We start from the raw sequence: 21,113 nt of genomic DNA, 5'->3' as shown, positions 1-21,113 counted from the left end.
CTATAGTTGTCGTAAGAAGCCATCAACTTCCTTGCGCAAGCGCTGATGTTGCCTAATTTCGGTACTGGCGCCAAACAACTCACGTTGTCGGTAGTCAAATTTACTGTTGCGCTTCACCCAGCGTTTTCTCTGCTCTGCGCTTTTCAAGATTGTGTCATTGTCTTGAGAGTAGATAACGTCGAGTAAAGGCGGGCTGACTAATGAGATAATGGCAGGCAGGTGCTTGTTTCGTTCACTATTGGGTAACTGAGCGCTGATTGAGACAAATGCATCTATACGAAGATTGGGTAGCGAGGCTAGATGCTCAGAAAAAACGCCAGCACTGACACCTTCGGCAATCACAACCAGTTGCTCCTTGCTGGTCATTTGTAACTGTGCATAAAGCGCCTCAAAGTTGGCAATTAAACGCTTTTTGTAATCATTGAGAACCGCTTCTGACCAACCTGTATTCTCTTGTGGTAATTTTTCATCGTTTAGTGGGTCAAACTCATCTGCTAGCCAGTTTAGCTCGGGTGTTTGGAGTGTATAAGTATCAAAGCCGTCATCGGTCAGTGATTCAAATAAATAGCCCGCACTATGAGGCGACAAAGGGGTATGCTCAGCTTCTGGAAGTAAAATAACAATCCCCCGTTTGTATGCACTCATATATGGCGAAAAAAGCGCCATTACTTCACCATTTTCGGTGTCTAAATTTATAATGCGCTCTTCAGAGAAGTACTCTTTAATGTCATTTTGCTCTATTGAGGTTCGAGCTGGAGGCATAATAAAAGCGGCCCTTTCTGCGTTGCTTGGAAAAGACGCGCAAGTGAGTAGAGCACAAATAAAAAGCATAAATGAACGCATAACGTTAAGCACACCTTGAAAATAACAATAAGCTAAAAAATGTATCGGCCATCATGGTGTTTTTTTTAGCTTAAATTATTGATTAATTTAGTCGCTTCAATGCCATTGCTGTCTGTTACTGAGCAAATCAGTTAAACTAGGCGCAAAAATAATTATGGAGTACAGTGAGTGGCGCAACATATGGGTTCAAAAAAAGACTACTTATGGCTATTTTTAAAAGGGGCAGGAATGGGCGCTGCAGATGTAGTGCCAGGTGTATCCGGTGGCACAATTGCGTTTATTACTGGAATTTATGCTCGCTTTCTTAATGCACTAAAAAGTTTTGATCTCAGAGCATTCAATATACTCAGAACGCAGGGGGTTAAAGCCTGCTGGCAGCATGTTGATGGTGCTTTCCTCTTCGCTGTGTTTGCAGGGCTTATCACCAGTGCGGCGTCATTGGCCAAACTAATTACGTATCTATTGGCACATCACCAGTTATTGGTTTGGTCATTCTTTTTCGGATTGATCGTTGCTTCTTTTATGCACGTGGCAAAACAGGTCAAAAACTGGCATTGGCAAACGGTTGTGAGCTGTCTTTTGGGTGCCGTTATAGCCTTTGTTATCACCACCATCGCGCCGTCTGAAGCTCAGCCTCATTGGTGGATGTATTTTGTCGCGGGCGCTATTGCTGTGTGCGCGATGATATTACCGGGCATTTCAGGTAGTTTTATTCTATTGCTCATGGGGATGTATGGTCATGTGCTTTCAGCGGTGACGCAAAAAGATATCATGTTGGTTGGATTGTTTCTGATTGGGTGTGTATGTGGATTAATGTTGTTTTCTCGCTTTTTATCTTGGCTACTTGCAAGTTTTGAGCAACTTACTTTTGCTTTACTGGCTGGCTTTTTACTTGGATCACTCAATTTACTTTGGCCATGGAAGCAAGTTGTATCGACATACATCAATTCTCACGGTGTTGAAAAGCCACTGTTGCAGAAAAACATTAGCCCAATGGATTTTGCAAGTTTGACTGGTGCAGACCCACAAACCTTATTCTGTGTTGCATTAGCTGTCGCTGGTTTATTGCTTATTTTAGCGATTGAAAAACTCAGTAGTAACAAGTAGTCGCCTCTCATGGAAGCCGCTTAGGTATGTGTTGCACAACTGACAGGTGCAACACATATTATCTTCTTTTCCTCACGACTTCTTTATATAACCCGCACAGAGCATGATTGAAATTGTGAATTTAATGCCTGTATAGATTTGTGCCCCCTAGTGCATGTCAGCATGATTTTTTTTCAATACCCAGATGCAGCGATAATACGGTGCTGGTCAACGTGAGCAAATACGAGGGCTAGAGCAGTAAAAGTTGCTTTGTTATGTAAGTCGATTTAGTGGATGTAATGCTTAACTTACTAGTTATGAATAAAAAGCAATCGACGTACTTGTGAATCATGCTATGTTTTTACGACCAATATTTTACCGAATACTCGTTATAACAATAGGATAGCAAAGGACATGGGTGGACTAAGTTTAAAGTTGAGCTTTTTTTGGATTATCGTAACATGCATGGTGATGCCTGCATGGGCTAGCGGTAGCGAGAGGGTGGATTTAACTTCGTCCAGTTTGGGTATAGTGTGTATTGTTATTTTTGTTATTGCCTATGTGCTGGTTATGGTTGAAGAAAAGCTTCACTTGAGGAAGTCTAAGCCTGTTTTGGTCGCTGCGGGTATCATCTGGATCATCATCAGTATCTACTATGTCACTCGTGACATTCCTCACGTCACGGAACATGCTTTTAGGCACAATTTATTAGAATTTGCTGAGTTAATGTTATTCTTGCTTGTCGCAATGACCTACATTAATGCCCTTGAAGAGCGAAAGATTTTTGATGCACTAAGAGCGTGGATGCTCCAACGCGACTTTAGCTATAACAGCTTGTTTTGGATCACTGGGTTTCTATCTTTTTTTATCTCGCCTATTGCAGACAACTTAACCACAGCGCTATTGATGTGTGCTGTGATCATGAAGGTGGCAGAAGGGGATAAGCGTTTTATTAACCTCAGCTGTATTAACATTGTGATAGCCGCGAATGCGGGGGGCGCATTTAGTCCATTTGGTGACATTACCACCTTGATGGTTTGGCAAGCGGGCATGGTCCAGTTTAATGAGTTTTTTACTCTGTTTATGCCTTCTTTGGTTAACTATATAGTCCCTGCGGCAATAATGAGCTTGTTTGTTGAAAAAAAGCGGCCTTCAGCAATTTATGCACCTGTTATATTACAACGTGGAGCGAGAAGGATCTTAGGGTTATTTTTGCTTACAATTTTGACAGCGGTGTTATGTCACAGTCTTCTACATATGCCGCCAGTTCTGGGGATGATGATGGGGCTAGGTTACTTGCAGCTATTTGGTTATTACCTTAGGGTGACTTTGGAGCAGCAGCGAAATAAGGCACAACGTCAAGGTGATAAAGCACGTATTGATTTACTCGGTAGCGTGGTACCGTTTGATATATTTCATAAAGTAGCTAGAGCTGAGTGGGATACATTGCTGTTTTTCTACGGCATTGTTATGTGCGTAGGTGGCCTTGGTTTCTTGGGATACCTGAGCTTACTCTCCGAAGTATTATATGGTGCTTGGTCAGCGACTAGTGCGAATGTGTTTTTGGGCGTTTTATCGGCCGTCATTGACAATATTCCAGTTATGTACGCTGTTTTGACAATGCAGCCAGATATGTCGCACGGACAATGGTTGCTGATCACGCTAACAGCGGGGGTTGGTGGTAGTTTGTTATCAATTGGCTCTGCGGCTGGGGTCGCACTTATGGGACAAGCGAGAGGGTATTACACTTTCTTTGGTCATTTAAAGTGGGCGCCAATTATCGCGTTAGGGTATGCTGCAAGCGTCCTAACGCACCTATGGCTCAACTCGAGTTTATTTTAAATACTGAGTAAGCTGCTGATCGTGGGCTGTGACCCATTGCTGGTTAACGGGCTTAGATACAGATATCACCTTATCTAAGCTTGTATATGTTATAGTCCCTGCAACTTTGCCCACCATAACATTGTCTAGCCTTTGATTGAGCGCCTCAATGGCTGCAAGCCCTAATTCGGTCGCTAGGTTTCGGTCTTCTGGAACTGGTGAACCACCACGTTGTATATGCCCTAAGATGCATATGGCACTGTCAACACCTCCTTCTGACGCAAGGCTATCTTTTAGGGCTTGTGCACCCCCAGGCCAGAGATTTTCGGCTAAAACAATTAAAAAGCTGCCATGAGTTTGTTGTTGCTTTTGAACGGCCTTGAGTAAATATTGAACTTTATGATTGGCTTGCTCGGGTGAAAAATTTTCAAAAGAGATAATTGCTTCAGCACCGGTTGCTAAACCCACATTAAACGCAATATGTCCACTGTGACGTCCCATGACTTCGACAATAAAGATACGTTCAAAGGCATTGGCGGTGTCTCTTATTTTGTCGATCGCATGAGTTGCAGTGCTGACAGCTGTAGCAAAGCCTATCGTGTTGTCTGTGCCGCTTAAATCATTATCTATGGTTCCAGGTAACCCGATAACAGGCTTGTTCCAGTGTCGTTTTATAGCTTGCAAGCCCTTGAGTGAGCCATCTCCACCAATGACGATAAGTGCATCAATCTCATGCTTTCTCAGCGTATTACAAGCCTGTATGACGCCATCATGAGTGTGCATAGCTTGGCAACGTGCACTTTTTAAAATCGTACCCCCTTGCTGTAACGCAGGGTTAATATCAAACTCAGTGATTTCGACATATTGGTCATCGATAAGACCATTGTAGCCATGGTAAAATCCGACGCATTGGATGTTGTAAAAACGACAACTTAATACAATTGCGCGAATGGCTGCATTCATTGCTGGCGCGTCTCCACCGCTCGTTAGTACGGCAACTTTCTTCATTTTTTGTCCTTGAACCCGATAGCATTGGTTTGATTATAAGCAAATGTACGCTGAGCTTAAGCGTGTTTGCACTTTTTTTTGAGCTACAACAAACTTGAACGTGATTTGGGGAAGGAAATGTCGTTGAAACAGAGGAAATGGCCCTCGCGCAGAGCGAGGGGGGCCAATCCGAAATTACTTATCGCCAGTATTGACGAATTTTGCTAACTCTTCTTTCTGTGCAGTTGGTAGGTTATCGACAACAATGTTGTACGATGTATCTATCATCTCTTTGATTTTTTCTTCAGGTATTGAACCGTCCAAAATAATCGTGTTCCACAAACGTTTGTTCATGTGGTAGCCTGGTACGATTGATGGGTACTCATCTCGAAGTAACAAAGCCTCATCAGGATCGCACTTCAAATTAAGCCACCAGACTAGCTCACCGTTAGCATCTACTTGACCTTCTTTCCCTTCTGACAGGGTTGCAAACATCTTATGCTGGACTTTGTAGACGTCTATATCTTGCGCGAACGGTTGAGTGATAAACGTAGCAGGTTTACTCTGCAAATAGTCGTGTACGCTTTTTTGATCCATTGACCGTGTCCTTGACGTAACTAAATAATTTAAAACAACATGATTTAATTTTAGCAGCTATTGCGCGAATACTGTAATTGCCGTTTTAAGAAACAGCTTGAAAAATAGTCTACTTGATGTACTCATGAAATAACTAATGCCTAGCAACAAAATGAAATCGTTTGTATTCAATTAGTTGCTTTTTTGGCATTAATTTCATTGCTACTTTACGGTCGACGCTTTCATTTTTAGTATTACAATTTTATGACTCTTTGAAGTGTCCACTTCTAGAAGGGTCCAACAAAAATGCAGCCTAACGTTAAATCATACCACTTGGTTTCAATTTTTAGTGCAGTATAGTAGCCTTAAAAATAAATATTTTAATAATCGGCGTACTATCTAGTTATTCTGAATAATTCTGTTAACTAGGCGAAAATTGAGATGCTATTAAATGAGATAATGCAAGATTTTGCAACAATAATTGTTTGTCTGTACAAAATGTAGTCTGTTTGCTAGCATCTGTGCCCAATTTTGTATTTGAGGAATCACTGTATTATGGTGTGGTTATTGATGTCTTTGCTAGGCGCAGTGTGGTTGTACGTGGAATCCATCATAAAAGGTATGCCGGTAAAGCGTTGGGTGTTTGTCGGTGCTATGTGTGGACCGTGTGCCTGGTACCTTTTCAGAGTACATCATCGTAGAGCTTGGGTTCGTACACAAATGACACAAAGCTGTATTTGGCGTGCGTAATACTGATTTTTAGCTCACTACCGCGAGTTTTGGCGCTGTACCGTTTTCTCTATTTTTTTGTGCTTGAAGAAAAACGGTAAATTCTTTGGCTGACAGTGGCTTTGAGTAGTAATAGCCTTGTGCTGTTTGGCAGTTTAGCTGCTCCAGCATGGCTAACTGTTCTACTTTTTCTACACCTTCTGCAACGACATGCAAGTCTAGGTTATGCGCAATCGTAACAATAGAGTCAACCATGTTACGGCCTATATCAGAGTTTAAGTCATCTACAAACGCCTTATCGACCTTTAAGGTGTTCAATGGAAACTGCTTGAGGTAGGCCAATGAAGAGTACCCAGTGCCAAAATCATCAATGGCCAAATGTATTCCCCTTGCGCTGAGTGAACGCATGATTGAAATAGCTTCCTGTGGATCTTCCATAATTGTGCCTTCAGTTATTTCTAACTCCAAAAAGTAAGAAGGAAGTTGATTTTTTTGCAGGATAACATCTATACGAGTTGTTAAATCGGGTAAGCTGAACTGTTTTGCTGATAAATTGACTGCAACTCTACCGTTAAATAGGTCCTGATCAATCCACTGCTTAACGTCTCTGCAAGCTTTATCAAGCACAACTTCACCAATTTCGATGATTTGGCCTGTTTCTTCTGCAATGGGAATAAAGACACCGGGGCTAATAATGCCTTTCTTTGGTGTGATAAAACGAACCAAGGCTTCCATACCGACTAATCGGCCTGTTTTTATATTAAGTTTGGGCTGGTAGTAGACTACAAAATGATCTTCTTTTAAGCCAAAGCGCATCAAATTCTCAATTTGTAAGCGTTTTACAGCTTGCTCATTCATTGAGTCGTTGAAGAATAAGTAGTGATTGCCTCTTTGTTTTGCGTGATACATGGCTGTATCTGCATTTTTTAGTAATATTTCAGGTGTTGCACCGTCATCTGGAAACAGCACAATACCAACAGAAGATGTGATGACCAGTTCGTGATTTGCGAGTTTAAATGGGGTCGCGATCGCAGCCAGAAACTGTTTAGCTGTTCTAGTGATGGTGTGGATGTCGTTTGTTCCTGTCATCACGAGTGCAAATTCATCGCCACCAAGTCGATAGAATGTATCTTTTTGCCGAGCCAGCTTATTCAGTCTCATTGCCAACTTGGAAAGCAAGCTGTCACCTAATTGGTGGCCCAACGAGTCATTAATTTTTTTAAAGTTATCGAGATCGAAAACCAGTAAGGCATGTTGGGTATCTTGCTCTGCCAGCTTTTTGAGGTTAGTAAAGAATAAATTGCGGTTTGGCAATCCTGTTGTTCGGTCTCTATTAGATAAGTTATGTAATTGAGATTGGGCTTTTTTTCGTTCAGTGAGATCCGAATAAACCACAACATAGTTGGTGATCTGGCCATGGCCATTTTTAATCTCGTCTATCGTCACTTCAATGGGGAGTAAAACATCTTTATGATTACGAAGCCGTAACTCTTCCTGCCAATGTTCAGTTTCGCGTAAAGATGTGATCACTTGATTAATATATCTTTCATCATATCCCGGTAGGGTAAAGTTCTGATTTAAATGTTGAACTCGTGTTCCGCCGAATAAACCTAAGTAACTTGGGTTCACGTCAACCAATTTAAAGCGATGATCGTAAATGGCAATTGCATCCGTGAGAGATTCGACACATTTTGCGAATAGGTTCAATCGCTCTTCGGTACTTTTTAAATGGCTAATATCGCGCACTGTGCCTGTCATTCTCATTGGGTTAAGATTTTGGTCCTTTTCTATTATTTTTCCTCTATCTAGGACCCAATGATACTGATTTAAGTTATCTTTTAATCGATAACTGGCCTCGAAAAAAGCGCTTTTCTCGGAAAAATGCTGCTTGAGTAATTTGTTAACCGTTGGTAAGTCTTGTGGGTGAATGCGTTCTGCGTTGGGAATAAAGTGCTTTGATTTACTTTTATTGAGCATAAATTTGTCATTAATGCGCACTACTTCACCAGTTGTAATGTTCCAGTCCCATAGTGTATCGCCGCTGCCTTCTACTGTGCTTTTCAACCTTTGTTCAGATTGCTTGAGTATTGAATGGCGCTTTTTCAATTTGGCATTTTTGACAACGAGTAAGGCAATCGCAAATGAAAATAACGTGAACACGCTCACTAATAGCGGATCAAGACTGGAAAGCTGTTGATTATTCGTGAGTGCTAGGAGAGGTGCGCTGAGCACTGAGTTCAACAGCATCATAGCGAAAATTGTTTTTATAGTGTTTTTTTTCATAGATGCATGACTCATTATTGCACGTCCTAATCTAAATGAAGCAGGCGGCAGAGTCAAAAAGATTTCGATGTTTTGTTGAGATTTTAGTTACAAGTGAATGCGACTTTTGGGTGATCTTTGCTAAAGACTCTTTTTATATATGAAATAAAAGAAGCCTTATCAAGGTTATCTATTTGTGAAACCATCCTTTTTTGCATATTAAACTGATGATCGTCATTGGTGATGGCTATCCATAATCTTTGAGCGCGTAGACGCAGGTTTTTATCTTTTTCGGCAACTTGTAGCCGTAAAGCTTGAAGTGCGTCTTGCCATGACTGTGTACTCAAAGAGTCTATTTTCTCGACGAATTGAGAAATAAACTGCTCATGTCGTGCTAGTAAAGTTTGGCTATCGTACTGCGGTGACTGGATATAAAATGCAATACCTGCACGTGTGTTAAAAGGGGCGTAACCTGCTCCAACTAAATAGCCTAGTTGTTGTTGAGTTCTTAATGTTTCAAAGTAATTTTGACTAACCAACTGATTGAGCATCATTAATGACACTTTTTCAAAAACATCATCACTCAAAGCTTGTATATAGCACACCATCGCATGTTCATGACCATCTCGCTCTATCTGATGCATAGTATTGGTGGTTAACACATTTAACGGCCTTTTTAAATCTTCAAGTATTTCACTTTGTGCAAATAGTTTGCGTAATTTTTTTTGCATTTTTAATGCGTGTGCTTGCTGCCAGTTTCCATGTAAGAAGGCTTTTATATGCACAGAACTGAAAAATAACTTACGGAACTGACAAAATTCATTAAAGCTAATATTTTTTAGCGCTTTTGCAAGGGCAATTGGTTCTGGGTTCCATGGCATCAATTGTGCGCCGAGGATACTAAATAGTTCACTAACGGGTTTATTGTGGTTGTGGTTTTTCCAGTGACGAATGAGTTGTTTTTTGTATTCTGCAAAGCGAGTGGCGCTTATTGATGTGTGCAACATATGCTCTAACAATTGTAATGCAAGCGTAATTTGATTACCTGACAGACCTGCGGTGTGCAGAGTTAAGCCTCCTTGGTGAGAGTTAATATGATAATTTAGCCCCGCTAATTCAGCGGGATAATACTGTTCAGCCATACTGTCCATAAGCAAATCTGCAAACAGCCTTGTCAAAGCCATATGTTTAGTACTTTTAATGCTGCAAAGAGAATCAATCTCAATGTAAAAGTGTCCTTTAGTAACTCTGAAGGTCGTGTCTTGTTTGAACCAAAAAGCGAATCCAGGCTTATCCTTCAAAAGTGTCGGGGTGCGCTGCTTATCAGTAATATCAAATAGCTCGTTTTCTACTTGTAAGTAAGGATTTACTTTGGGTAACTGCATTTCAGGTAAGGGTGTATCAATGGCACTCAGCGCATTGAGCCACTCTTGACTGAGCTGCTCAATTTGATACGGCGTATGGTACCACTTTGCTTTTAACTGCGCTTCTACCTCTGGATGTATAAGAACAACACGCATATTATTGGGCTGTAAGTAAGCGCATAGCTGCTGATGAATTTGTTTGTCAAAGCCTTGCATAAGGTAATCGCCATATAAATAGTCATCAGCCTCATAGTGGTGCATATTTACACTGATGTTGCTAACCCAGTCAATCAGCCGTGAGGGTTCCTGATTATTAAACGCAATATCAAGCAGTGTTTTTTTATCTTTATATAGGTGGGGCAGCTGCTCGGTTTGGGCTCTAATCAATGCGATGTACTCAAACAGCATTTCAATGATGTCTTCGTAATAGTCAATACCTTCGTCTGTTAGTGCAAAACTGATGTTAAAGTCTTTAAAGTTGCTGCCACTGATCCCACCGCCAGCAGACAGCGCATTTATCCACCCTTGGCTTTTGAGAATCGAGTACAGTGAGCCTTCACCCTCGTAGCCAAGTAAATGTGCAAGAAAGCTAACGCTTTTATGTTTATAAAGATCGTCGATACCTGGCATCGCAAAACTAACAATCAATTTTTGCATGTGTTTTCGCGGTGCAATATGCAGTAACAGGCGCAAGTCTTGTTCGCGATATAAAGGAGCCAATATTTTGGCTTTGGACTGACTAGTGCCTTTTACATCAACAAAACTCTGGAGAACTTGATTCTCTAATTCATCAAGAGTATGTGCCCCTGCAACCACAAGCGTCATCCATTGCGCTTGATAGTGTAAATTGAAAAATGCGCGTACTTCTTGAGCTATGCAATGCGCTTTGTTCTTTAATGTTTCTTTATTTCCCACAGAAAACTTTGAAAACGGGTGAGCAGGGTTCACAGTTTCTTTATGAACTTGGTAGATTCGTCGGCCGTCGTCCTTTATTTTCATTTTGAATTCGGCGTCAATCGCATTGCGTTCATTTTCTGTTTGAGAGGCATCTAAAAGCGGTTCGATAAAAAATTCAGAGAAAAGCCCTAAAGCTTGGAAAAATTGCTCATTGGCACAGTCAAAAAAGTAGCTACTATGTTCGGTTCCAGTCCATGCATTACTTTGTCCGCCTGCTTGGCTCACAACCTGAGAAAAATAACCAGGGATTGGGTGTTGCGATGTACCCAAAAATAGCATATGTTCTAGAAAATGAGCCATGCCTTGTCGATCAGTGGGATCATCGAAGTGGCCTGCGTTCACTGTAAGAGCGGCTGCGGACTTATCGCTATGTGGATCGCAAACTAATAAGACACGTAGACCATTGTCGAGTTGGAGTCTGCGATATGTGCGATTATCATTATTACTAACTTTCAAATTATTGCCGCCGATACAAAGAGTGTGAGTGGATGAAGTTTACAGTTAGCTAAAGCTGATTTCGTTTTATACTTATTCTTCATTTGTTTTAATATAGCGAACAAATGAGGTATTTAGCTACTGATTATCATGCAAATTAGTAAAGAACATTCGAGAGTGTAATGAAAACAATTCTAATTATGCGCCATGGTGAAGCCGTGCCAATGCAAGTGAATGATGAATCTCGGGCGTTGACTGAGCGGGGTGTAAATCAGGCAAAAGAGATGGCATGGTGGCTAAAAGGGCATTTTAAACCGCAAGCAGCACTAATAAGCCCCTATCTCCGCGCTCAACAAACTGCGCAACAAGTTTTGGCACAGAACGACATCAGTTATGTGGAGATTTGCAAAGATGTGATCCCAACTGGAAATGCTGCGTTTGCAATTGATTATCTTGAAACCTTGATCAGTTTAAATAGTGAACTTGATGTCTGGTTGATCGTTGCGCATATGCCAATAGTGAGTTATTTGGTTGAACAGTTGTGTCCTGGCCATCTCCCGATCTTTAATACTGCGAGTGTTGCAGTTATTGAGTATAACGAAGTAGAACAAAAGGGGCGTTTACTCAGCATGAACTCGCCCTCACTGTAATAGTCATACCGTGCAGCAATGTAGAAAATTTCCAATGGCGCAATAATTGTGTTTCTGATTTGAGGAAAGTTATTATTCGCTGCCATCTTTGCTGGTCCTTGGTAAGGACAATTGTCCTCTTTTTTGTATTTTTTGTTGCGAAAAGCTGCAAACGTCTTTCTTCTTGTTGCGAAAGTTTGAAAAAAATCTATTTTTAGTAGCCTGCTTGGAAGTAATATTTTAATTTGCTGCTATAATGAGTGCGTCACGTTCAGCCTTACAGGTTCGCTTTGCACTCTCGGTTGTAAGGTCCGCGCAATAATTTTAAAAATGGCGCGAAAAATTGAACGTATCACGCCAACGTTTTACGGCGACCATACTACCGTTGAACAAAAGAGTGCGCATAAAAGGTTAAACCCCAACATGAAAGCAATGAAAAGATCTACGTTAGCAACTTTAATTAATGCAACGTTGCTCTCTGCTGTCGCAGGTACTTCATTTTCTACTCTCGCTGCTGAACAAACTACTGAAGCTAAAAGTAATCAATTGGAAGTGATTCAGATCACTGCACGTAAACGTGTAGAGAATGCGCAAGAAGTGCCCGTAAGTGTGTCTGCACTGCAAGGAGACAACCTAGACGCCTATAGCTCAGCCGGTATGGATATTCGTTTTATGAATGCGAAAATCCCAAGCTTATCTGTCGAGTCTTCTTTTGGTCGTACATTCCCACGCTTTTATGTTCGTGGTTTAGGTAATACCGATTTCGACTTGAACGCTTCACAACCTGTTTCACTCGTTGTTGATGAAGTGGTTCAAGAAAACCCAATTTTAAAAGGTTTCCCTGTTTTTGATATCGCGCGTATCGAAGTATTGAGAGGCCCGCAAGGCACGCTGTTCGGTCGTAACACGCCAGCAGGTCTTGTTAAATTTGACTCTGTAAAACCAAGCCAGTCATTTGATGCTTACGGTGCCGTTTCTTACGGTAGCAAAGGTGCGGTAGATTTTGAAGGTGCTGTTGGCTCTGGGTTAACTGAGCGTTTGTCGGCTCGAGTATCTGTACTTTGGCAAGATAAAGAAGACTATTTAGATAACAAAGCGCCGGGTTTCGAAAAAGAAGACTCGTTAGGTGGTTATAACGAAAAAGCGGCACGTGTTCAGTTTTTATATGAAGGTGAAGACTTTACTGGATTGTTAAATTACCACGTACGTGATTTAGATGGTCGCCCAATTCCATTCCGTGCAAACTTAATTAATGAGGGCACAAACGATATTAACCCTCTTTATGATGGTGACGATTTATATCAAGATGCGGCATCTCGAGCTATTCAGAAAGTTGACACACAAGGTATGAGCTTAAAGCTTGAGTGGGACTTTGAGCAACATACGCTGACTTCTATTTCGGGTTGGGAAAGTGCAGAGATATATTCACGAGCTGACGTTGATGGTGGTTATGGAGCTGGTTTCTTAGGCGTAGACAATGGCCCAGGTTTTGTTCGATTAGCTTTTGAAAGTGCTGATGGTATTCCTGAACATGATCAGTATACACAGGAAATTCGCCTATCGAGCAACTTTAGCGGCGACATGAATTATCAGGTTGGTGTGTTTTTCTATGAAGAAGAAGCAACTATCGAAAGTTTTAGCTATGATACTCTAGGGTACGATGCAGCTGCGCAAAACTATGGTATTCAAAATGGTTATGCGGTGCAGAATCAAGACACGTCGGCATGGGCGGTGTTTGGTTCAATGGATTATCAACTCACTGACAAGCTAGAGTTAACGACAGGTCTTCGTTATTCAAAAGATGAAAAAGAGTTTTATGCTAAGCGCACACAATCTCCACTAGCAAATTTTGGCGCGGCTGATTTTATTGAAGGCCGAGCAAACCCAGAAGACAGCCATTTAAGCTGGGATATCAGTGCAGCATATAAATATAGCGACGACGTGAATTTGTTTGCTCGTATTGCCAATGGCTTCCGTGCGCCAAGTGTGCAAGGACGTATTTTGTTTGGCGATGAAGTGACAGTTGCGCAATCAGAAACCACTAACTCAATTGAAGCGGGTATCAAATCTGATGTACTCGATGGACAAGGCCGTGTGAATGCCACTGTATTCTACTATCAAATGGATGATCAGCAGCTAACAGCGGTAGGTGGAGATTCAAACTTTAACCGTTTGATCAACGCCGACAAGACAACAGGTTATGGTTTTGAGCTTGATACAGAGTGGGTGCTAACGGATGAACTTAACGCTACGTTCAACCTTAGCTATAACAAAACTGAGCTTAAAGACAAGAATTTAGCTGTGGCAGTTTGTGTTCAATGTACAGTGACGAACGCAACTTATCAAATTGAAGGTCCATCGGGCCCTGAAACTAGGGCTATTTTAGACGGTAACAGCTTACCTCATGCGCCTGAATGGATTGCAAATGCGACGCTACGTTACACCAAAGAGTTAGAAGGCGGTGATTTCTTCGTATATGGTGATATGTCTTACCGCAGTGAAATTGATTTCTTCTTGTATAAGTCGGTTGAATTTGAAGGCGAAGCCCTGTTCGAAACAGGTATTCGCACCGGTTATATGTGGGCTGCGGGCGATAATGAATATGAAGTGTCTGCGTTCGTACGTAACTTGTTTGACGAGCAAGTGGTTATCGGCGGCGTAGACTTTAACAACAACACGGGTATGTTGAACGAAGAGCGTTTTGTTGGCGCTGAGTTCAAAGTTCGTTTCTTCTAATACAGAAGCAAATAATAAACAGATGAAAAAACCCGCGTTTAACGCGGGTTTTTTATTGTCTGTAATGAAAAGCACAGCAAGAGCTGATAAAGTCAAACAAATCATGAAATGAAGAGAATAAACATGTCTGGATTTTGGAACTACCGCGTGATCTTTTGTGAAGCAACAAAAGAGGAAGAAGCGCTTTATCAAATTCACGAAGTAGAGTACAACTTAAACGGTAAAGTAACTAACTGGTCCGAAACGGGCGCTGCACCTTTTGGTCGTACAGTTGATGAACTGTTAGCGGATACCGACCGACTCAAGTCGGCATTCGACAAACCGATCCTGAAGGTGGTGAGAAAGCCGCGCGGTTATGAATTGGTTGAAGTGGAAAGTGGTTTAGAAGCAAGTGCAGAGCCACCAGCTGGTTTAAGCCAGTAATTTTGCTAAGGAGCGAATGATGAGTTTAAAAGCCATTTTATTTGATTTTGATGGTACTTTGGTCGATTCTGAAGCGCTCCATTACCAAAGCTGGATGCAAGTACTAGAGCCTTGGCAAGTACACTATGATGAGCTGAGTTTTTGTGATGAGTTTTCTGGTGTACCAACTCTACAGACAGCGCAAGTATTAAATGACCGCCATGGGCTAGGTCGCGGAGCAACTTGGCTAGCTGAACGTAAAAACAACTTGTTTGTTGATGTTGCACAAACAACCTCACCGATACTAATGCCTTATGCACAGCAAGTGCTGCGTGAAGCAAGTGATAAATTCACTATCGCATTGGTGACGGGAAGCACCAGAGCTGAAGCTTTGCCCGTTTTACAACATTATAATTTAGATGTGCTTTTTAAATGTATTGTGTGCAAGGACGATGTTCATCACCCCAAGCCACACCCAGAACCTTACTGCAAGGCGCTTAAACAACTCGGCTTTCAAACAACGCAGGCGGTTGCAATTGAAGATACGCAAACAGGTTTAAGCTCAGCAGTAGGCGCTGGCTTACTTACAATTGTTATCCCCAACCATCACTCGAAAGCACAAAATTTTAGTCGAGCAAGTTACCAAGTAAGCGACTTGCTTGAGGCTTGGCAGCAGATCAAAGAACTCGCCTAAGCAAATAATTCTTTATCTATAAAAATTTCAGCTAGTCTTAAAGGTTCATATTAAGTGCAAGGAGCCTTTAGATGAAAGTATGGATACTATTACTGGTCAGTTGTATCAGTTTTGCAGCGTTCAGCGCAGAAAAAATCCCCCCTCAAGTTGAGCTAGCCAACCTGTATCGTAGTGATATTCGTATAAGCGATTACCTTGTTAGTGAGAAATTTGATGGTGTGAGAGCCATTTGGAATGGCACTAACCTCGTGACAAAAAGTGGAGCTGTCATTGCCGCACCAAACTGGTTTACAGTCAATTTGAGCACTAAGCCTTTAGACGGTGAATTGTGGGCAGGTTACGGTCTGTTTGAGTTTGTGAGTGCTGTAGTGCGCACAAAGCATGCACAGAGTAAAGACTGGCGGCGCGTAAAATACCTCGTATTTGACACGCCAAATAGCCAACTGACCTTTATTGAACGGTATCAAAATTATCTGTATGAAATTGCTCGCATCTCATCTTCACATGTGCAAGCGGTCAAACAATGGCGTTTCGAGCACGTAGAAGAGCTAGATGACTTTTATAAAGACGTTTTAGCAAGAGGTGGTGAAGGCGTAATGTTACATCAAAAAAATGCATTACACATTGCAGGTCGTTCAGACCGGATACTCAAATATAAACCTTTCCAAGATGCAGAAGCGATTGTGCTGGGATATACCGAAGGAAAAGGAAAATACAAAGGCATGATGGGCGCACTGAGAGTGAGGAATGAACAGGGCGTTGAATTCAAAATAGGCTCTGGATTTAGTGATGCTCAACGGCAAAATCCGCCAAGCATAGGTGCTCAAATCACCTACCGACACCAAGGGGCTACCAAATATGGTAAACCGAGATTTGCACGCTTTTTGCGAGAAAGACCTAAGTTATAAGTGCTTGCTCTTTTAATGTGGGTCATTTTAAAAATCCTGACCGTTTTTCACGAGGGTGAAAGACGTATATTAGGGGAGAGACGTTCCCCAAATATACGTCCTAGCTGAGCCAATTTTACCACGCTTAACTAGATTCATAATCTCATCACATAAACGAATGGTGTTATTTTGTCTGTTGGGCTTTTTGGACAGTTATGCTAACCTACGCGGCCTTTTTCGTCGTGAGGTGCAGTGTATGATAGTGGGTTTTGATTATGGAAGTTCTAATTGTGCAATAGGTACAATGATAGATGCGCAACGAACCAAACTCGTTGAGTTAGAAGCGGGCCGCCATTATTTGCCGTCAACCCTGTATGCACAGCACAATGCACTGGTTGTTGATTTTGTTGCAAAGCAACTATCGGGCTCAGAGCACGAGCAGGATTATCGCCATTCAAGGGCTGCCATGCTTAATGGTATGCATGCAATTCGTCAGGATCTGGATTTAGATAGCCATGAATCAGGTCTTTCTATTGGCTCTGCAGCGATAGAGGAATATATCGAATTTCCTGAAGATGGCTACTTTGTGAAATCTCCTAAGTCATTTTTTGGTGCTGTTGGGCTTAAACCTCTGCAAATTGCGTTCTTTGAAGATATTGCCAGTGCAATGATCATGCAAATTAAGCAACGGGCTGAGCAGCAGCTAAATAAAGAGATCACTCATACCGTAATTGGTCGACCAGTAAACTTTCAAGCCATTGGTGGTGAGCAAAGCAATCAGCAAGCCGTTGATATTCTGACAACAGCAGCCAAACGAGCTGGTTTTAAAGAAGTTGAGTTTTTGTTTGAGCCTTTAGCGGCTGGTATTGATTACGAGTCGGGTCTGGATGAAGATCAAAAAGTCTTAGTGGTGGACATTGGTGGGGGAACCAGTGACTGCTCATTTGTACAAATGGGCCCAAGTTATCGTGGCCGCGATAACAGAGAAAAAGATTTTTTGTCTCACACGGGTAAGCGCTTAGGTGGTAACGACCTTGATATTGCGGTGGCCTATCATAACTTTATGCCGCTTTGTGGTTTGGGTGGGCAGCTAAAGTCGGGTTTGCCGATGCCAAATCAACTTTATTGGCAAGCGTGCAAAATTAATGATTTACACCTTCAAACTGAGTTTTACTCGCAAGCCAATCATCGCCATTTACAAGCAATGCTCAGAGACGTGTGTGCGCCGAATGAGTTACAAAGGCTTATAAAAATCCAACAGCAAAAGTTAGGACATCAAGTTGTGAGGCAAGGTGAGTTGAGTAAAATCGCGCTTTCTAGTGATCAAAACTATTTAGCTTCTCTTGGTTTTGTTGAAGCTGGGCTGCAATGTGAAGTGAGCCAAGCACACCTACAGCACGCTGTGTGCGATAGTTTAGAGCAAATTTGTACGCTCGCCAAAGAAGCTATTTTGGCCGCGCAAACTCAGCCTGATGTCATTTATTTAACGGGCGGTAGTGCGCAATCTCCGTTATTAAAGGCGGCTTTACAGCAAGCCTTAGGTGATATTCCAATGCTCAATGGTGATAACTTTGGTAGTGTTACCGCCGGCTTAACTAAGTGGGCGGCTCAGATCTATCGTTAATCTAGGCGCGTCGCTAAGTAACCATGATAATCAGGGAGTTGGCGCGCAATTTCTTGCGACATCAAATGAGAGCTAAGCAAAATATCAGCGGTGACTTCGTTACAGGCAACGGGAATGTTCCAAACCGCGGCTAAACGCAGTAACGCTTTTACATCGGGATCATGTGGTTGAGAAGCTAGCGGGTCCCACATAAATATCAACATATGAATCTCATGCTCGGCGATTTTAGCACCAATTTGCTGGTCGCCGCCCATTGGGCCGCTGAGCAACTTCTCCACATTCAGACCTGTTGCTTTCTCAATGATATGCCCGGTTGTGCCCGTTGCAAAAAGCTGGTGTTGTTGCAATGCGTTTTTATGCGCTAAACACCATTTTTTTAATGCGTCTTTTTTCCCATCATGGGCAACAAGTGCGATGTTCTTTTTTGCAGGAAGCATTTGCGTGGTTGTTTTCATTCGGCCTCACAGTAATAAATTAATCGCCAATGCGATAAAAATAACCCCTGACACTCTGTCAATCCATATTGGCGCACTGGGGTGACGGCGGAAGTAATTAGCAATTTTATCGCCGCCATAAATATAAGCACAGTCGATAGGGAAAGCCAAAATAGGGTACAGCAGGCCGAAAATCGCTAATTGCAGGGTTGGAGAAGAACGACTTGGGTCAACAAATTGCGGAATAAAGGCAATAAAAAACAGTGCAACCTTAGGGTTAAGCACTTCGGTCATCATTGCTTGTACAAACACATTTCCTGGCTTTTTGGTACTGATGTGTGGTTTATCGTCACATGGTATAGATGTCTTAAATGTATCTTTGAGCGTTATTACACCCAAATAAGCCAGATATGCCGCACCCAAATATAAAATAGCGTTAAATGCGGTTGTTGAAGCCTTTAATATTGCAGATAAGCCAACGACGGCAAAAATGGTGTGAATAACCCCACCCATTGCAAAACCCAATGCGCTTTTCATGCCCGCTACTCGGCCATGGGAAAAAGTTTGTGCCATTAGAAATGCATTTGAAGGCCCTGGAGCGACGGCAATGACTGCACTTGCGATAAGAAATGAAATAACAGATTCGGGGTTAAGCATAGAATGAGTTTCAAAAATTCGAATATGCTCACTAGTTTATGCTGTTTTATGAATGAAATATAGAGTCTAAAAAAGCAAAAAAAAGCGGGCAATTCGCCCGCTTAAAAATAGGTTGGGTTAGAACACGACAGTTTGAGTGTCAGAACATACAGTAGTACTGCCTTGTTCGCATACTTGGTAGATGTAGCTGCCGCCGCCTTTACCGCTGATGCTGTCCGTATAGCTATTATCATTGCTAGTTGTGACAATATTGCTACCATTGCGATAAATATCTACTTGGCTGGAGCTTGCACCTTGCCAATTTAGATCAACGTATTTCGCACCTTTTTGCTTGTAGCCTGATGCTGTTAACCCAATGCTACCATTTCCTGGATCGCCACCATTGTCACCACCCGCACAGCCATTTGCCGTCAGGTAAGCATCTGCATCCGCTGCTTTTACAATACCATAGCCAAAGTACACATCTTTACCGGCAGCGCCTGCGTTTTCTGCTGTCGCTTTAAGTGCTGCACGGATCTCTTGGCCTGTGCACTCTGGGTGATTTGACCACACCAATGCAGCAATACCAGAAACTGCTGGAGTTGCCATTGAAGTGCCGCTCATGAAGCCATAATCGCTTGTGCCAATATCAACAGTTGCATTGCTTGCAGACATTAGTGTTGCGCGGTCTTCAAATGCAGCACCAACGGCTGGAATGTTCGTGGTATTGGTATCACCTAGTGTGCCGTATAGCATGCCAGCTTCGTTATTTACGATGATTGCACCGATACCGCCAGACGCTTCGCAGTTTGCGACTTTGTCATGGAATGAAATGTTACCACGGTCAATTAAACATACTTTGCCAGCTGCGCTAGAATCTGTTGCTTCTGCAGTGCCCATGAAGAATAAGCTTCCAGAAACACTACCTGAGTTTTCCATTGTAGAGCTTGCGATTATGCTGTCATCAATAGTTAAGTTTGCAGATGTTGCCATACCTGCAGGGTAAGTTGAAAGCGTATCAACGCCACCTGCAGTTACTTCAACGCAGATGGTTTCATCTTCAATTGCATTTTTACCTCGATCGCTCGCACAGCTAGGAAACTGAGAGAAATCAGCGATTTGGTTATTGTTGTCATTGGCACCAATCATCATAACTGATGGGTAACCTGCAGGATAAGAACGTACACCGTTACCAGCAGCGGCTATTACAAGGCCGCCAGCGGCAGAGAACTGTGCAAATGCATTAGATTCAGTACTATTTGAACCACCGCCACCTAAGCTCATGCTGATGATGTTAGCACCCGCTTGCGAACATAGGTTTGCTGCGTGAGCAAGATCTGATGAATAGCCCCAACCTTCCGCGTTAAATACTTTGATGATGTGCATAGCAACGCCCGGAGCCATACCAACTACACCAATGTTGTTATCTGCTGCACCGATCGTACCTGCAACGTGGGTGCCGTGTGGGCCACCATGCTCATTCCAGTTACCTGTGCCCGAGTCGTTGTCACCCGTGATATTGCCCCAGATGAAATCAGGATTTGAGCTATCTAAACCTGAATCGATCACACATACTTTCATGCCAGCGTTTGCGTCAAATGTGACTTGATCTGCTTGTGATTGATAGACAGCATAAGGCGTGAGCTGTTGAGTCATTGCATCACCTGCATCGTCGTTGTAGATGCCAAGTGGTACACGTTTGAAGTCTTGTTCAACGAGTTTGATATGTGGGTTGTTTAGCAAGCCCTTTACTTGAGAAAGATCTTTGCCAGAGAATGTCGCCGCGATAAAGCCATCACCATCCACATGCAATTGAGCGCTTAACTGTTTAGCTAATGCTTTAACAACGCCTTTGTTATTGTTATCTATCTGGATGATATAACGGTCATCTGTTGCTTGCGCGCTAGCTGCAGCACACATACCTGCAAACATCAATGCTGAAGTGAACTTGTTTAGTTTCATTATTATTATCTCTAGTTCGCTAAAATGAGTGAAGCGAATGTTAATCATG

The 21,113-nt window shown here is 42.3% G+C and carries 16 protein-coding genes; 8 read left to right on the top strand and 8 right to left on the bottom strand.

Annotation, left to right across the window (positions count from 1 at the left end; all coding sequences use genetic code 11):
* Positions 1 to 831: a DUF3530 family protein gene (locus ACW689_RS12955; protein ID WP_476292098.1), complete on the bottom strand. Its 831-nt coding sequence runs from the start codon at positions 829 to 831 to the stop codon at positions 1 to 3.
* 192 nt (positions 832 to 1,023) lie between these two features.
* Here ACW689_RS12955 and ACW689_RS12950 point away from each other — a divergent pair, with 192 nt between their 5' ends.
* Complete coding sequence (locus ACW689_RS12950) at positions 1,024 to 1,950, top strand: polyprenyl-phosphate transporter (protein ID WP_476291974.1); 927 nt, start codon at positions 1,024 to 1,026, stop codon at positions 1,948 to 1,950.
* Between the two features lie 444 nt (positions 1,951 to 2,394).
* Positions 2,395 to 3,771, top strand: a complete 1,377-nt coding sequence (gene nhaD, locus ACW689_RS12945; protein WP_476292096.1) for a sodium:proton antiporter NhaD — start codon at positions 2,395 to 2,397, stop codon at positions 3,769 to 3,771.
* Here the strand turns inward: nhaD and ACW689_RS12940 are convergent.
* From ACW689_RS12940 to ACW689_RS12925, 4 genes are all read right to left on the bottom strand, one after another.
* On the bottom strand, positions 3,763 to 4,758 hold the full coding sequence (locus ACW689_RS12940) for a 6-phosphofructokinase (RefSeq protein ID WP_476291972.1): 996 nt from the start codon (positions 4,756 to 4,758) through the stop codon (positions 3,763 to 3,765). The genes nhaD and ACW689_RS12940 overlap by 9 nt on opposite strands.
* A 174-nt stretch (positions 4,759 to 4,932) precedes the next feature.
* Entirely contained in the window at positions 4,933 to 5,334 is a 402-nt protein-coding gene (locus ACW689_RS12935; RefSeq protein WP_476291970.1) for an MmcQ/YjbR family DNA-binding protein, read from the bottom strand.
* Between the two features lie 738 nt (positions 5,335 to 6,072).
* Positions 6,073 to 8,325 carry a bifunctional diguanylate cyclase/phosphodiesterase gene (locus ACW689_RS12930; protein ID WP_476291968.1) on the bottom strand — a complete coding sequence of 751 codons (2,253 nt, stop codon included), beginning with the start codon at positions 8,323 to 8,325 and terminating at the stop codon, positions 6,073 to 6,075.
* An 83-nt stretch (positions 8,326 to 8,408) separates the two neighbouring features.
* A complete protein-coding gene (locus ACW689_RS12925) occupies positions 8,409 to 11,081 on the bottom strand; it encodes an insulinase family protein (protein ID WP_476291965.1) in 2,673 nt (890 codons plus the stop codon).
* 161 nt (positions 11,082 to 11,242) lie between these two features.
* On the opposite strand from ACW689_RS12925, the gene sixA reads away from it, so the two are divergent.
* The 6 genes from sixA to yegD all read left to right on the top strand — a co-directional run bounded on the left by sixA (position 11,243) and on the right by yegD (position 18,032).
* Positions 11,243 to 11,710, top strand: a complete 468-nt coding sequence (gene sixA / locus ACW689_RS12920) for a phosphohistidine phosphatase SixA (protein ID WP_476291963.1) — start codon at positions 11,243 to 11,245, stop codon at positions 11,708 to 11,710.
* Positions 11,711 to 12,112: 402 nt separating this feature from the next.
* On the top strand, positions 12,113 to 14,425 hold the full coding sequence (locus tag ACW689_RS12915) for a TonB-dependent receptor (RefSeq protein ID WP_476291961.1): 2,313 nt from the start codon (positions 12,113 to 12,115) through the stop codon (positions 14,423 to 14,425).
* Between the two features lie 123 nt (positions 14,426 to 14,548).
* Entirely contained in the window at positions 14,549 to 14,848 is a 300-nt protein-coding gene (locus ACW689_RS12910; protein WP_476291959.1) for a hypothetical protein, read from the top strand.
* 16 nt (positions 14,849 to 14,864) lie between these two features.
* Positions 14,865 to 15,521 (top strand): HAD family hydrolase, encoded by a 657-nt coding sequence (locus ACW689_RS12905; RefSeq protein WP_476291957.1) that lies wholly within the window; start codon positions 14,865 to 14,867, stop codon positions 15,519 to 15,521.
* Positions 15,522 to 15,592: 71 nt separating this feature from the next.
* Positions 15,593 to 16,429: a DNA ligase gene (locus ACW689_RS12900; RefSeq protein ID WP_476291955.1), complete on the top strand. Its 837-nt coding sequence runs from the start codon at positions 15,593 to 15,595 to the stop codon at positions 16,427 to 16,429.
* 235 nt (positions 16,430 to 16,664) lie between these two features.
* Positions 16,665 to 18,032: a molecular chaperone gene (gene yegD / locus ACW689_RS12895; RefSeq protein ID WP_476291953.1), complete on the top strand. Its 1,368-nt coding sequence runs from the start codon at positions 16,665 to 16,667 to the stop codon at positions 18,030 to 18,032.
* Here the strand turns inward: yegD and ACW689_RS12890 are convergent.
* From ACW689_RS12890 to ACW689_RS12880, 3 genes are all read right to left on the bottom strand, one after another.
* Positions 18,029 to 18,487: a methylglyoxal synthase gene (locus tag ACW689_RS12890; protein ID WP_476291951.1), complete on the bottom strand. Its 459-nt coding sequence runs from the start codon at positions 18,485 to 18,487 to the stop codon at positions 18,029 to 18,031. The two genes, yegD and ACW689_RS12890, sit on opposite strands and share 4 nt — an antisense overlap.
* Positions 18,488 to 18,493: 6 nt before the next feature.
* Entirely contained in the window at positions 18,494 to 19,123 is a 630-nt protein-coding gene (locus ACW689_RS12885) for a LysE family translocator (protein ID WP_476291949.1), read from the bottom strand.
* 117 nt (positions 19,124 to 19,240) lie between these two features.
* Positions 19,241 to 21,064: a S8 family serine peptidase gene (locus ACW689_RS12880; RefSeq protein ID WP_476291947.1), complete on the bottom strand. Its 1,824-nt coding sequence runs from the start codon at positions 21,062 to 21,064 to the stop codon at positions 19,241 to 19,243.
* Between the last annotated feature and the right edge of the window lie 49 nt (positions 21,065 to 21,113).

The organism is Pseudoalteromonas sp. ABE4_541, assembly GCF_056312285.1.
The sequence above is the reverse complement of the archived record's forward strand: the minus strand, read 5'-3'. Positions and strand labels throughout refer to the sequence as shown.